The organism is Geotalea sp. SG265 (assembly GCF_022808985.1).
Taxonomy (GTDB): domain Bacteria; phylum Desulfobacterota; class Desulfuromonadia; order Geobacterales; family Geobacteraceae; genus Geotalea.
The window spans coordinates 261,570-276,473 of sequence record NZ_JAKZFT010000002.1 but is presented as its reverse complement, the minus strand read 5'-3'; the positions used below and the strand labels follow the sequence as shown (position 1 = coordinate 276,473).

At 60.1% G+C, this 14,904-nt stretch carries 8 protein-coding genes; 1 reads left to right on the top strand and 7 read right to left on the bottom strand.

The window, feature by feature from the left end; all coding sequences use genetic code 11:
- Positions 1 to 127 precede the first annotated feature (127 nt).
- Both ML541_RS03770 and ML541_RS03765 read right to left on the bottom strand, forming a co-directional pair.
- A complete protein-coding gene (locus tag ML541_RS03770) occupies positions 128 to 1,972 on the bottom strand; it encodes a TIGR04442 family protein (protein ID WP_243370974.1) in 1,845 nt (614 codons plus the stop codon).
- Positions 1,973 to 2,046: 74 nt separating this feature from the next.
- Positions 2,047 to 2,802 carry a GPMC system MBL fold metallohydrolase gene (locus ML541_RS03765; protein WP_243370973.1) on the bottom strand — a complete coding sequence of 252 codons (756 nt, stop codon included), beginning with the start codon at positions 2,800 to 2,802 and terminating at the stop codon, positions 2,047 to 2,049.
- A 169-nt stretch (positions 2,803 to 2,971) separates the two neighbouring features.
- Between ML541_RS03765 and ML541_RS03760 the strand changes: the two genes are divergently transcribed.
- Complete coding sequence (locus ML541_RS03760; RefSeq protein ID WP_243370972.1) at positions 2,972 to 4,000, top strand: GPMC system family 4 glycosyltransferase; 1,029 nt, start codon at positions 2,972 to 2,974, stop codon at positions 3,998 to 4,000.
- A gap of 91 nt (positions 4,001 to 4,091) precedes the next feature.
- Here ML541_RS03760 and rmuC read toward each other — a convergent pair whose 3' ends face one another.
- The 5 genes from rmuC to recC all read right to left on the bottom strand — a co-directional run bounded on the left by rmuC (position 4,092) and on the right by recC (position 14,880).
- Positions 4,092 to 5,639, bottom strand: coding sequence for a DNA recombination protein RmuC (gene rmuC / locus ML541_RS03755; RefSeq protein ID WP_243370970.1), 1,548 nt, complete (start codon positions 5,637 to 5,639; stop codon positions 4,092 to 4,094).
- An 18-nt stretch (positions 5,640 to 5,657) separates the two neighbouring features.
- Entirely contained in the window at positions 5,658 to 6,464 is an 807-nt protein-coding gene (locus tag ML541_RS03750; protein WP_243370968.1) for an alpha/beta hydrolase, read from the bottom strand.
- A gap of 90 nt (positions 6,465 to 6,554) precedes the next feature.
- Positions 6,555 to 8,387: an exodeoxyribonuclease V subunit alpha gene (gene recD / locus ML541_RS03745; protein WP_243370966.1), complete on the bottom strand. Its 1,833-nt coding sequence runs from the start codon at positions 8,385 to 8,387 to the stop codon at positions 6,555 to 6,557.
- The gene (locus ML541_RS03740) at positions 8,384 to 11,617 is read right to left on the bottom strand and encodes a UvrD-helicase domain-containing protein (protein WP_243370964.1); all 3,234 of its coding nucleotides are present in this window, start codon (positions 11,615 to 11,617) and stop codon (positions 8,384 to 8,386) included. Before ML541_RS03740 ends, recD begins: the two co-directional genes overlap by 4 nt.
- On the bottom strand, positions 11,614 to 14,880 hold the full coding sequence (gene recC, locus ML541_RS03735; protein WP_243370963.1) for an exodeoxyribonuclease V subunit gamma: 3,267 nt from the start codon (positions 14,878 to 14,880) through the stop codon (positions 11,614 to 11,616). The genes ML541_RS03740 and recC overlap by 4 nt, the downstream gene beginning before the upstream one ends.
- Positions 14,881 to 14,904: the final 24 nt, after the last annotated feature.

Below are 14,904 nucleotides of genomic sequence, written 5' to 3'. Positions count from 1 at the left end.
ACCTCTGAGTAGAAAAATTACACAGGGGCTACTCTAGATAAAAAGAGGGGGGGAGTCAAGGGGGATGAATGGCGGCAGGCAAGGCCGGCGACGATCCGCAGCAGGTAATGAGCCATTCAGACTTCCGTCAGTTGAGTCCTTTTCTGATCTGATACAGCTCTTCCATGTTCAGATCGTTCAGCTCGTAGTATTCCCGCTCAAGCTCTTCCACATAAAAGCGGTCGAGACCGGAGTTTTCCAGGAAGTCTTCACGCAGGGAGATGTCTTTCTGGGAGATGATGGTGGGGAGCAGGTTGTGCAGGTAGACGGCTTCCTTTTTGATGGCAAGGATGGTCTCGTCGAAGAGCCGGTCAGGAATCTGGCCATTCAGAAGCTTTTTATGGTTGAGCTCCTCGCAGACTTCCCGCTTCAGTGCCTCCTGATCGGCTTTGGTGGCATATTTCGAGTAGAAATTGCGAATCCGCTCCCGCACATGCTCCAGCAGGGTTATGAAAATCCGCTCCTCTTCGTCGATCTGCAGCAGTTGCTCCAGAAGTGCGGCTATGGAAAGTCGATTTTCTTCGATGAGGTTCAGCCCCTTGATCAGGGTCGAGACCTTCTTGCGGCCGTAGGCACCGAGGTACTTGTTCTCGAAAATGCCGGCCAGGAAAAGCTTGGCGAACAGATCCGGGGCAAGCCCGTCGAATTCGCTCTTGTTGCCCAAAAGGCTCCTGATCATGTCTTCGCTGACCCGGACGTTTTCCATGAAGGCCAGCTGGTTGATGATGGATGATGTGGCGTCGTAGCGGTCGAAATAGGTGATGATGTGGGAAAAGCCCTCCAGGAGCTTGATGTCGGCGCCGTCGCGTATTTTCTCGTCGCAGAGCTTGCTGGCGTCCAGGAGGATCTCCTCGAAGGTGTGGTCGCGATTTTCGGCAGCCTGCTTCTTGGCGAAGAGCAGCTTCAGGAGGTCGTCCCGGTCGATGGCATTTTCGATCTGCCGTTCGCTGAGGAACATCCCTTCCAGTATCTGCCGTGTTTCGGAAATGTAATTGTTCTCTTCCAGGTCAATCAATTTCTTGTCCTTTTTCAGCATCTCGTCCAGGGTGTAGAAAAGGGCGCCGGGTATCTTATTGCGGACGGAAAGAGTTTTCAGCCTGGTCAGGCGGGCATTTTCCAGCTTGTTTATTTCGCCTTTGCGGTTGCAGGCGATGAGGATGTTCTTGTATTCGTCGACGATCCGCTTGTTGTCCGGGTGTTTGTACATGATGTCGATGCGGATACGTTCCTGCTGATAGCGGTCGATGGCAAACTTGTCCGCCAGTTCCGATAGTTTGGCAAAATCCTCGTCGGCAATCTTCTTATTCTTGAAATAGAGGGTTTTGAAGAAGTTGCTGTACTTCTCGTGTTTCTTGTTGATGAGCTTGAAGAGGAAAAGCTGGGCTTTGGGATCGTTCAGGAGGTTGAACAACTCGGAGATGATGCCGTTGTCATCCTCCTCCCAGACGCACACGGACCGCTTCAGGGCCTTGCCGAGCCGCCTGACGATGACTTCCTGCTGTTTCTCCAGGGAACCGCCGGTCACTTCCGAGTTGATGCAGAAGAAATAGTTGCAGACGGCGTTGCCGTCGAAGAAGATCTTTTCGTAGCTCTGGCTGCCGTCGGTGCGGTCGCTGAACTTGAGGCTGCCGGTCTTGTTGTCGTAACGGGTGCCGTACATGACCAGGCGGTTGATCACATCCCCCTTGGCCAGGTCGGCAATGGGCTGATCGACGCCGAACATGTACTCGCAGAAGGAGCCGCCGTTGCCGTGGTGGCTGATGGAGTCTTCGCCGATGATGAATTCGCTGCCCGGGCAGAAGAAGCGTAGTTTTTTCCCTTCACCCTGATCCGTATTGAAGAAGTAGCGGTTGTGGGCGTCATTGCCGGCGACAATGGCATAATACTCGATATATTCGTCGACGAAGCCATGGAGGCGAATATCGTTATGCATCGAAATCCTTCCGTTCACCGAAACTGCGTAATGTTACCCTAATGAAGCCGCGATTGCAAGGCGGCTTATGGGGGCTAGAAAGCAAAAGACATGCCATCATAGGCAAACTCCACGCCTTGTGGCAGCTTCACTCCGTCGGCATAGGAAACCTCGTGGGTCAGGTGGGTAAGGATGGCGTGCTGTGGCCGGAGGTCCTCCACCACCTGCAGTGCCCCCTGGATGTTGTAGTGGTTGGGATGGGGAGTGTAGCGAAGAGCATCCAGTATCAGCAGCCTGAGGCCGGTAAGCTTTTCCCTCGATGCATCGGGGATGGCACTGCAGTCGGTCAGGTAGGCCGCATCGTCGAAGCGGTAGCCGGTCGTGGGCATGCTGCCGTGCAGAAGCGGTATCGGCTCCACGCGGAGGCCGAACAGGTCCATGGGACCGCTGATGATGTGCTGCTCCATGAGCGGCGCGTAACCGGCGGTTTCCATGCCTTTGAAGATGTAAGAGAAGTTACGGCCGATGATCTTCATGGATTCATCGCTACCGTAGCAGGGAATGATCCTTTTATGGATGAAGTGGAAACCCCGCAGGTCGTCGATGCCGTGGATGTGGTCGGCGTGGGAGTGGGTGAAGAGGACTGCATCGATGTGCGGGATGTGCTCGCGGATAACCTGCTTTCTCAGGTCCGTTGATGTATCCACGAGGATATATTTGCCGCAATTCTCGATGACGATCGAGGCACGGGTCCGCTTGTCGCGGCGATCATCAGATGAGCAGACGGGACAGCTGCAGCCGACCATGGGGACGCCGGTTGAGGTTCCAGAGCCGAGAATTGTCAGTTTCATAACAGGTTTCCTTAAGAACGTCTCTTAAATAGCATTTTTTTGACGCTCCAGGCAAGGCCTTTGTCCCGCTGGCCGCTCGCAAGAGCTTGCAATAACCGGCAATGAAAAGTATTAATTGATCCATGTGGAAACGCCGGTCCCTGTGCCGAATCATCTTGAAAGGCCAAGAATGAAGATAGCTCTTATCACCCCCCATTATTTCCCGCTCATGCGCGGCAACGCGGTGACGGTAAGCCGCATCGAAAAGAACCTTGTCAAGGCCGGGATTACCGTCGCCGTCCACTCCCTGGACGCTGCAGCCGGGGAAGAGATCGGCAACGAGGTTGCAGCTGCAAGACCCGACCTGATCCATGCCTTCCATGGCCATAGCGGGGGCAGGATAGCCCATGAACTGCAGCAGCGCTATGGAATCCCATATGTGATAACCCTTACGGGCACCGACGTTTACGAAGCGCTGACCGACCACCGCCGGGATGAAACCCTGGCCGCACTGGACCGAGCCGCGTACCTGGCGGTCTTCCACGAAAGCATACGCGACCGGCTCTTGCAGCACATTCCTGATGCGGCGGAAAAGACAGTCGTCATCCCCCAGGGGGTCGAACTGCCGGAGGAGCCATGTCCGGGGAACCGGGAATTCCCCCATTCCCCCGGAACTTTCACCTTTTTCCTGCCGGCCGGGCTGCGCCCGGTCAAGAATGTGCTGTTCCCTCTCGGGCCGCTGGCTGTGCTTCACGGTCGGTACCCACAGGTTCGCCTGATCCTGGCGGGACCGGTGCTTGACCCTGCCTATGCGGCGCAGGTCATGGAAACCCTGGAAGGCTACTCCTTCGCCCATTACCTGGGGGGGATCGGCCATGAATCCATGGGTTGCCTCTACAATAAGGCCCAGGTGGTGCTGAATACCTCCCTCTTCGAAGGGGGCATGGCCAACAGTGTGCTGGAGGCCCTTGCCTATGGCAGGGCGGTCCTGGCCGCCGACATCGAGGGCAACCGTTCGCTCATTGCCGACGGAACAACGGGTTTCCTCTATAACGACGAGCGGCTATTTCTGCAGAAGGCGGAGCTGCTTCTAAGAAGGGAAGATGTGCGTGCGGCCCTCGGCGCGGCGGGGCGGGGATTGGTCAGGGATAAATTCGCGCCGGAGAGGGAAACCGCGGCATATCTGGGGCTGTATGAAAGGGTGAAGGGTGAAGGGTGAAGGGTGAAGGGTGAAGGGTGAAGGGTGAAGGGTGAAGGGTGAAGGGTGAAGGGTGAAGGGTGAAGGGTGAAGGGCGCGCCCTTATTTTCCGTCAGTCGGCTTTAGTGGTGAAAAGGTCGGCCGGGATCTTTTCGGTTGCTTCCGGCAGCTGCAGGTTGCGCGGGGCCTTGTCCAGCCCCTCCACCCGCTCGATGTCCTTGCCGGTGGAGGCACCCAGTTCCTTGAAGCGGCGGGCGGTGACCAGGACCCGTGTCTCCATGGAGCCCACTGCCTTGTTGTAGGATTCGACCGCCCGCTCCAATCCCTTGCGCATATCGGAAAAATGGCCGGCCAGGGTGGCGATCCGGTCGTAGAGGGACTTCCCCAGCTCGGAGATGGCCTGGGCGTTTTCGGCGATCTGCTCCTGTCTCCAGCCGTAGGCCACGGCCCGGAGCAGGGCGATGAGGGTGGTAGGCGTGGCTAGGATCACCTTCTGCTCCACGCCGAATTCGATCAGGCTCGGGTCCTGCTCCAGGGCGGCGCTGAAGAAGGTCTCCCCCGGCAGAAAGAGCACGACGAACTCCGGCGTTGGCTGAAACTGGTCCCAATATGACTTGGCAGACAGTTTCGTCAAGTGGACCCTGATGTGGCGGCTGTGTTCCTTCAGCTGGCGCAGGCGGTCCTCCTCGCTGGGCGCTTCCAGTGCCTCAAGGTAGGCCATGAGCGGCGCCTTGGAGTCAACGACGATGTTCTTGCCGTTGGGGAGCTTGATGACCATGTCCGGCCGCAGCCGTCCCTCCTCCGAGCTGGTCGATTCCTGTTCCTGAAAGTCGCAGTAGTTGACCATGCCGCACATTTCCACCACCCGCTTCAACTGAATTTCACCCCAGCGCCCGCGGACGGTCGGGGCGCGCAGGGCCTTGACCAGGTTGGCAGTCTCCCCCTGGAGCTGCATCTGCCCGGCGGTCATGGCTTTGATCTGCTCGGTCAGCCCGGCATAGGCGGTAAGGCGGGTCTTTTCCAGTTCATGGATCTTGGTATCGACCTTTTCCATGGACTCACGCATGGGCCTGACCAATTCGTCGATGGCCTTCTGGCGCAGTGCCAGGTCACCTTTAGCCCCCTCCTGGAATTTTTCCAGGGAGGCCTTGGCCAGATCGAGGAATGCCTGGTTGTTGCTGTTCAGCGCTTCGGCGGACAGGGATTTGAAGGCATCGGAGAGTTTTGTCTGGGCCGCATCCAGGATGGCGAGCTTCTCCTCGGCGGCCTTGCGCTCCTCTCCAAGCTGGGTGGCCATGGCCGATAACCGGGCCTTCAATGATGAATTTTCCTCGAATGTCTGCCGGAGGTGTTCTTCCCTTGCCCGCAGCTGCTCCTCCAGCTGGGGAATACGGTTCACCTTTTCCTCGGCCGCCGCCTTCTTCTCGGCGACCGTCTGCAGCTCCGCCTGCAACGCCCCCTTTTCGCAGGCGGCATCACTCAGGGCGTTGCGCAGCTCGGCTATCTGCTGCTCCCTGTTCAACAATCGCTCATTGAGCGCTGCCGTAGCCCCTTCAGATTCCCTTTTCCATTGTTCACGGGCATTTTTCAGCCTCGTGCCGCAGACAAACCATATGGCAACGGCCAGTGCCAGTCCTGCTAAAAGTATCGCATATTCCATCGGTTGCACCTGTACGTTTCAACTGTTTTGAGATTTGAGCCCCTGCAGGAACCTCAGCAGGCAGGCATTGAACTCCTCGGCCTTTTCCATGTTGACCATGTGTCCCGCCCCGGCGATCATGCAGCTGCCGGCGTGGGACAGCCCGGCAGCGAGGATGTGGAAATATTCCCGGGCCATGGCCCGGTCTTCCGCGGCACCGATGACCAATGCCGGTTGGGCGATTGTTGTCAACAGGGGGGTATGGTCGGGCCGGTCCCGCATGGCCAGAAGCCCGCAGGCCATGCCGGCTGGGTTTGCATCACGCATCCATGCGGCAACCTGGGCAACCAGCTCCGGCTTCTGTGTGACGGTCTCTTCGGCAAAGAGCAGCTTGGCGAAGATGTCGGCCACGATTCGTGCGCCGAATTTTTTCGCATCATCGGCCATGGCCGTACGCTTCGCCTTGCCCGCGTCGTCGTCTGCGCCGCTCCGGGTGACGATGAAACAGGGGGCGGCTATGCGCTGCGGATAGCGGGCGAGCAGGTCGAGGAGCACATAGCCCCCCATGGACATGCCGCCGACCACCGCCTTTTCCAGTGCCAGATGGTCCATCAGGGCAATGACATCATCGGCATAGGTATCCATGGTACAAAGTCCCGTCCCGACATCGCTCTCGCCGAAGCCACGCAGATCGGGGGTCACAAGCCTGAACCCCGCAGCAGTAACGGCTTTGACCTGTGGTGCCCACATCTGCCGGTTGAGGGGGAAGCCGTGGATGAGGATCATCGGGAGACCGGCACCCGCATCCTCATAGGACAGGGACAGCCCTTGTCGTTGGAATCTCATGGTCAGCTCCTTGTGCAGGTGGTGTCGCAACCAACTGTACCATGCTTTTCCCGGGAAGGGAGAAGATAATTTACCGGTATGGGAGGACCTTCAGGCCTTGCCCCACAAGGCGTCGCGCAATCCGGAGCTGCGCACTGTCCGGGAGGCTGTGGCCCTGACGAAAACGTCGCCTGAACCACATATTTCCACGGCATGTTTCGCGCGGGTCAGGGCGGTGTAGATGAGCTCCCTGGTGAGCACCTCGGAATGCCGGTCGGGAAGGAGCAGCAAGATCCGGTCGAATTCCGAGCCCTGGCTTTTGTGGACGGTCATGGCGAATGCGGTCTCATGCTCGGGAAGACGCAGGGGGAGTACGGACTTCAAAGTCCCCTCTCCGGTGGCGAAAAAGGCGCGCAATTCGTTGTTTGCCGCTGGGTCAGGGAGAATGATACCCATATCGCCGTTGAACAGCCGGAGGCTGTAATCGTTCCTGGTCACCATCACCGGTTGTCCCGCGTACCAGCGTCCCTGGGGGTGGATGAGCCCCTTTCCGGCAAGCACCTTTGCCACCAGGCGGTTGACAGCCTCCGTACCGAAAGGTCCCTGTCGCAGGGGGCAGAGGATGCGGAAACGGTCCAGGGCGGCAAAGGCACCCTCCGGGGTACCGGCGGTCAGGTAGGGTTGGAATCCGTCGATGATGGCGGCTGTCAGGGCTTCTTCCAAATGTGCAGCGCCGGGATTGTCCCGAAAAGCGAGATCTGCATAGTGCTGTGCGGTCAACACTTCCAAGGCGGCAGTTCCGTTTCCTCCGTTCACCAGCCGGCTCAGAGTGCCGATGCCGCTTTCAGCACCGAAGCGATAACTTCTGCGCAGTACGACGATGCTGTCGTTCAATGGATGAACGGTCTCTCCGGCGCTCTCCCGGGCCGGCGCCGTGCCGATGGTCTCCTCTGCCAGCCGCGTAAAGGGCGCGGAAAAGCAATGGCTGCCGCCGGTGTTGCAGATATCTCCCAGGACGGCTCCCGCCTCCACTGAGGCCAGCTGGTCCCGGTCCCCAAGGAGAATGAGGCGCGCCGAATCACGCAGGGCATCCACCAGCTTGGCCATGAGCGGCAGGGAAACCATGGATGCCTCATCCACCACCACCACGTCGTAGGGAAGGGGATTATCCCGGTTGTAGCGGAAGCGGTTCGAGCCGGGCACAAACCCCAACAGCCGGTGGAGGGTCATGACCTGGTCGGGGATCTGCTGCAGCACCAGCTCGCTTATGGCCGCTCCCTGTCTCGCCCCGGCGATGGATTCGCCGAGTCTCGCAGCCGCCTTGCCGGTGGGCGCGGCAAGGGCAATATGGCATCGGCTCCCGGCGGCCTGTTCCACGAGCAGGATCAGGACGCGGAAGACGGTGGAGGTCTTCCCCGTGCCCGGGCCTCCGGCGATGACGGCAATGGAGCGGCTGATGCAGGCCAGGGCCGCCACCTGCTGCCAGTCCGTTTCCTCTGCTGGCGGGGAAGGAAAGAGGCGTTTCATTCCCGCGGCGAGCAGCTCCCGGTCGAAGGGGGGGGATTGGAGCGCACGGCGCAGCAGCTCCTTTGCAAGGGAGGTTTCATAGCTCCAGTAGCGGTGCAGATAGAGACGGTCGGCGCTGTCCAGGACCAGGGGGGTAAATTCTCCAGGTGCGCCGACCACCGGCCATTTCCTGAGGTGATCGCTCCATGCTGCAGGATCGTCGATGGCGTATCCAGCTGCAGAGGCAGATATCGCCGCATTGGCCAGATCAAGGCAGACGTTGCCGTTGCTGACGGCCTGGCTGGCAAGGGCGGTGGCAAGCCAGAGCAGGTAGTCGTCGGTCCCGGCCAGCCGGCAGACGAATGAGGCAAAGTGCCGGTCCATGTGGCTGAATGAAAGGCTATCGGCCATGGCGGCCATTCCTCCATCCCTGTTCATGGCAGCTTCTCCACCAGTAGCCGGGAGAGCTCCTCGATGACTCCAATGGAGGGGCGGGCATGGAAAACGCCCTGGCTGCCGCCTCTGTTGCCGACGCCTCGGAGGAAGATATAAAACACGCCGCCGAAATGCCGTTCATAGTCGTAACCGGCCAGACGCAGGGCGAGATAGCTGTGCAAGGCCACGGTATAGAGCAGGTATTGCAGGTGGTAGAGATTTTCGGCCATCGCGCCGGCAAGGGCCTCTAATCCGTACTCTTCCGCTCCGTTGCCCAGGTGGTTCGATTTCCAGTCGACGATGTAGTACCGTCCGTCGCGTTCGAAAACCAGGTCGATGAAACCGCGCAGCATCCCCTTGACGGGAGCGAAAGACAGCTTCCCGGCAAGGTCAGCCAAGTTCAGATCTCCCCCGGCCACCCCCCACCGTGCAGCTGCCTCCCGAAAACTGTCACTGGAAAGGGGGGCAAGTGGGAAAAAGAACTCCAGCTCCGTGAGTCTTCGGTCCAGACCAATCTCCCCCAGGGTGAGCGGTGGAAAGTCGCCTGCCAGGGGTACCGAGAGGATGTTTTCTACCATGACCAGCACTGTTTCCTGCCACTCGCCGGCAAAGCCGTGCTTCTTCAGCAGGCTCTCCACCAGGAAGGGGGCAGCGGAGCTATTGGTGAAATCCAGGTTTTCGAAAAGTTCGTGGAAGAAAATCCCTGCGGCTGCTCCCCGGGGAAAGGCAAATATCCCAGCCGGGGGACTGGCGGCATCCTCCCGGGGGACGACGGCTGCGGCGTCCCGGTCTGGAAGCTCTGCGGCATGCGCACCGTGTCGCACGGAAGAGGAAAAGGAGGTAAAACTTGCGACCCGCCATTCCCGGTCGATGCCGCCGGTGAAGGTGCGGGATGCACAGTTTTCAGCCTCAGGCACCGGGGCGCGGTACGGCTGGGTAGTGCCCTGGAACGGCGATTCTACGGCGATGCTGCCGCCGGCATGCTCCACGATTCGGCACAGGTCGGCAAGGATCTCCTCGTCCGTTAACGAGACCTGCCCCCCTGCGGCGGGGGAGTGGGGATGGAGCAGGTAATGGAGGGCGGAATTGCCGGCATCCTTAAAGGCGCCCCAGACCAGATAGCAGCGGTGGCGGGCGCGGGTGACGGCAACGTAGAGCAGGCGAAGATTTTCCGCCATGGCTTCATGAGCGGCCTTTTGCCGGTGCAGTTCCATGAGAGGGGAGCCTATGTCCATGGCGGCCCTGCGGTCGTCGTCGTGGAAGGCGACGGTTCTTTCCTTCCTGCCGTATTCGGCCCAGTTGAACGGGCAGAAAACGATGGGATATTCCAGACCTTTGCTCTTGTGGATCGTCACCAGCTGCACCGCATCTGCGTCCGTCTCCAGGCGTATCTCGTGCTCTTCCCGGTCCTCATGGCCGTTTATCTGCTCCGCCAGCCAGGAAACCGTTCCTTCCATGCCCAGCCGCCGGGAGACGGCCGCTTCGTGGACCGCTTCAAAGCAGTGGAGGATGTTGGTCAGCCTCCTTCTTCCGGAGGGAAGACCCAGTGTTCGGCTGCGAACCTGCCTTGCCGCCATGAAGTTCATGGCCATGGCCATGCAACCGCTTGTCTGCCACTGGTCATGGTAACGGCCGAATTCCGCCAGCACCTCTTCCCACTGGGGTTCATGGGCAACGAGCAGGGCCAGGTCGTCGCCGGATATCCCGACCAGGTCCGTGACCAGCGCGGCCTTCACCTGCCGTTCATTGGCCGGATCGGCGATGGCGGCAAGGAAATGGAGCACTTCCCTGGCCTCTGCCGACTGGAAGAGGTTGCCGGCACTGCAAACAACGCTGGGAATGCCCAATCGGGAAAGTGCCCGCTGTACGAGCCTTGCCTGGCGGTTGGCCCGGACCAGGACGGCCATGTCTCCCGGCGCGACCGGTCTGCTGCCGATGCACAGCCTGCCTTGCCTTCCTTCGGCCAAAAGCCGTGATATTTCTCCAGCCACGGCATCTGAAAGCAGCTGCCAGGCATCACCTTTGTTGATGGGTTTGCCCGGCTCCATGCGTCCGGCAAACCAGAAGCGGAACGGTGCCGTATCGGTCTTGCCGTCAAGGGTCAGGAACTCCCGCTCGCAATCGGCGGGAGCCACCGGATGGAACGGGATCTCCTCCATGGCGAAGGGGGCGGGACGGGAAGAAAAGAGGCCGTTGACCGCTTGTATTAGCTGCGGTTCCGAGCGCCAGTTCTTTGCCAGGGAGTGGCCGGTAAGGGAGCTCTCGGCGGCATCCAGGTAGGCAAAGATGTCGGCACCCCGGAAGCTGTAGATGGCCTGCTTAGGGTCGCCGATTAGAAAAAAGGGGGTCGGGTCACCGGGGGGATAGATGCGGTCGAAGATGCCGAACTGGATTGGATCGGTATCCTGGAACTCATCGATCAGGGCAGCCCGGTAGCGCTCGTGGACTATGGGGGCGAGGGACGAAACGCCGGTGCCGACGGCGGCATGGAAGTCCAGGAGAAAGTCCTGGAAGAAGCGGATGTTCTTCTGTCGCTTCCGTTTCGGCAGTTCGGCAGCCAGGTAGTCGAAAAAGCCCCGCTTCAGGGAGAGCAGCCGGTATTTGATTTCGTCACTCCCGGTGGCAACAAAAGCCGCTTCCGGAAATATCTTCATAAGAGGTGCGCCACTGTAGCGGCTTGCCAGATCCAGGAGCGTTTCCGGGGTCAGCCCGTCTTCCACGGCTGCTGCAATCAGGACAGGGTCTCCCTGGTAGCAGTTAAGGCGCCAGTAGTCGGCGGCAATTTCCCGAAGCACCGGCCGTTCATCGGTCACCAGTTGGGTATCGTAGAGGGAACCGCTCTCGAAGGGGTTTTCCTGGAGCATGCGCTGACAAAAACCATGGATGGTGAAGATGGCAGCTTCGTCGAAGGAGCGCAGTGCATTGATCAGGGCCTGCCGCGCGGCTGGCCGGTCGCCGATGCGGGCGACGAGTCCGCAGAGGAAGGGATCGGTGCTTGTTCCTGCTGCAAAGCTATCCTCTGCCTCGGTGAGCCGCTTTCTGATCCGCTCCCGGAGTTCCTTGGTCGCCGCCTCGGTAAAGGTTACCACCAGGATCTGTTCCACCGGCAGAAGTTGTTCGAGGACCAGGCGCAGATAGAGGGCGGCGATGGCAAAGGTTTTGCCGGTGCCGGCGCTGGCTTCGATCAGGTTGCGCCCGGTGATGGGGGTATGGAGGAGGTCGAAAGGCCTCATGTTCCTCCTTCCTTCCTTATCTTTTTCCCACACAGGTGGGCCAGCAGGGGAGCGTAGACTGCCGTGGCGAGCTCAATGAATTCATCGTCCAGGGGATTGCCGTCACCGAAGCAGCGCTGGAACCAGGGGTCGCTCTTTTCTCCCGGATACTCTTCGGAGCCCTGCCATTTCTTTGCCGCATCGGCCAGGGCTCGTGCCCCCTTTTTCGGGTCGGCAGCTTTTTTTGCGTATTCCAGGGAAGTTTCCGGAAAAAAATGCAGGGGGGCGGCTATGCCTCTGCCGTAGATGGCCAGAAGCTGCTCTAGTTGGCGATGGCTGTCTGAGACCGGGTCGCCGGTGAGGATGCCGTCACTTCCCAGGAGGAAGGCGTTACAGGGGTAGTTCTCGGTTGCGGCAAAGTTCAGACATAGATATTCGATCCACATGCGCAGGCGGTCTTTAGCCTTGAGTTTTGCATAGCGGTAGTGAACGAGGCCGGTGGGCCAGATGCGCTCGATGCGCCCGACAAGACGCACTCCGCAGCAGTCGATGGCGATTTCCAGCGGGGGAAGGGATGGGCCGGAGGCCACTGCCGTCACTTGGGCGGAAAATTCCGTTGCCGCCGCTGCCGACCGGTCATAGATAACCAGTCCCGGCTCCCCTGGGGGAAGGATTCCGCGGCATATGGCTGCGGCTCGATGGAGGGTGAGATCCTCATCTTCCACCAGCCTCGCCACCATCTCCTGTTCCAGGGCATACTTGCCCAGAGGGTCCAGGATGAAAGATTCCTCTTCCTTCATGGCTTCGTGGCGCAGTTCCAGGGAGACCCCTAGTTGCCGTTGTAGCAGGTGCCGGCACGGATTGACGAAGAAATCCACCAGCTCGCTGATGTTGAGCACGGTATCCGTTTCTTTCGGCAGCGGGCCGACGAGAAATGGCACTGGTTCGGCTGCGCTGGGGGAGGCAAAGGCGGCCAGGCGGTTTTCCCTGCTGTAGCTGAAGAGCTGGCCGTTGCCGGGACAGAAGTATCGCTCGCTGAAAGGCTGCAGTGGGTGATCGACGCAGAGAGCCTCCTGCATTGTCCGGTCATCATACTCGCGGCCGGCAGTGCGGAAGGCTTTGCTGCAGTAGTCGATCAGTTCGCCGACCAGTGGTGAAGGAGGCAAGGTGCTGTTGTCCTTGATGCTGCGCCCCACGTAGCTGATGTGAAAGTGGTCGCGGGCGGAGAGGAGCGCTTCGAGAAACAGGTACCGGTCCTCATCCCGCTGGTTGCGGTCTCCCCGACGCGGTGCCGCTGCCATGAGGTCGAAGCCGCTTTTGCGGTTGCGCCGGGGAAAGACGCCGTCGTTCATACCCATGAGGCAGATTACCCTGAAGGGGATGCTGCGCATGGGGAGCATGGCGCAGAAGGTGACCCCCCCGGTGAGAAAGCCGAAGCCCCGCTGCTGCCGGTCGAGCTTCTCCCCCAGCCAGGATCTGATTACCGCTATGCCGACGGAGCCGGTATAGCGGGACATGGTGCCGCAGGTTTCCAGCAGGTCCAGGACCCGGAGCAGGCCCCCCAGGTCGTCTTCGGGACTGGTATCATCGGCGGCGATGAAGGTGGAGGCTATCAGCCGGAGTTCCGCTGCCCACTCCGGCAAGGTGCGGGGGATGCCCATGCTGCCAACCGTCCGGGACAGGGCCTCCCACAGTTCTAGAAAGCGGCCCAGTACCACCGTATCGGCTCCCTCCACATGATCATAGGGGAGCATGCCGGCGAAGAACTCCCTGTCGTTGCCGGCCATGGCATAGCCTAGCAGGAGCCGGTCGAGACCGGCGCGCCAAGAGTTTTCGTCGAAAGGGGGAAGGCCGTTCCTGTTGCGGGTGCCGGCATCTATGCCCCAGCGGATATTGGTGGCAGAAAGCCACTGCCGGATCAGGTCCATATCGGCCGCTGCCAACCCGAAACGCCGCAGTACGGGCGCCTTTTCCACGATATTGAGGACCTGTGTGACAGTGAAGCGGCTGCCGAAGAGGTCCAGTATGGCGAGGAAGGTTTCGGCTGCTTCCCCTTCCCGGCGCAGGCTGCGGTCGGCGATGGAGAAGGGAATGCGCTCCTCTGCACGTTCCGGACTGCCAAAGACGGCGGAGATATAAGGGGCATAGCTTTCGATGTCCGGGGTCATGACCAGAATGTCCCGTTGCGCAAGGGACGGGTTCCGGTCGAGCAGGTGGAGCAGCTGATCGTAGAGGACTTCCACTTCACGCATGGGGCTGTGGCAGGCGTGGATGCGCAGGGAATCGTCGCTGGGGGAGATGGTTGCCGTGGCGGCATGCCTGCGATCACGCAGGTCGAGGATGTCCCCCTGGAGGAGGTGAAGCAGGCTGTCTTCCCCAGGCTCGGTGAAAGACTCTTCTGGGGAGACATCTTCGCCTGCCCCCATGAGTATTTCAAAAAAGTCTCTTCCCGTGCGGCCGAAAGAGGCGAGCAGGGGGTTGCCCGTTTCAAAATATCCGCTGCTGCCGCTGAAATCGAATTCCTGCTGGCCGGTCCTGGGGAGCGCCCGTTCCGGCACAATCCCTCCCCAGTATTGTCGGCAGGGATTGAGGAGGAAGAGATTGACCTCCGTGTGTCGGGCGATGGCGGCCAGTACCTCCAGGTGGAATGGGGGGAGTGAGGAGATGCCGATCAGGGAGATGCGTCGGGGAAGGTCGGCTGGCTTGAATTTCCCCCGGGCAAGCTGGCGGCGAAATTGACTCAGCAGGGCGGCCCGGTGGCGCCGGGGAGTGCTTATTGCCAGTTCCCGCCACAGCGATGCCTGCCAGCCGGCCGATTCTCCTTTTTCCCAGGCGGAAACCATGTCGGCGCGATAGATAGTGTACTGGTCATAGGTATCGGCGATTACCCCTGCCAGTTGCAGGAGCTTGAGCCCGTTGTCATCATCGGCCAGATAGGCTGCCACTGACTGGAAAGAGGATTCGTGCAGATGGCGGGGCAAAAGCTCCATGATGCGCCAGGTGAGCACATCGGGGTGAAAGGGGGAAGTTTCCGGTACCTCGGCGCAGTCGGGAATGATGCTGGCGAAAAGCCGGTCGATGAGGGCATTGGGGAACGGGTAGCGGGCATTGGCCCATACCCCCAGTTTCCGTGCCAGTTCCATGGCCAGCCAGCGCTGCATTCCCTTGCTCTGGACAACGATGATTTCCGGGATGAAGGCATCGGCAAGGGGCATCTTCACCACCGCAGCCAGCCGCTCGATAAGGAGTTCCATCCGGTTGCTGGTGATGATGTTCAACGCCATTGGCCTGCCTCAGGGCATCGCCCG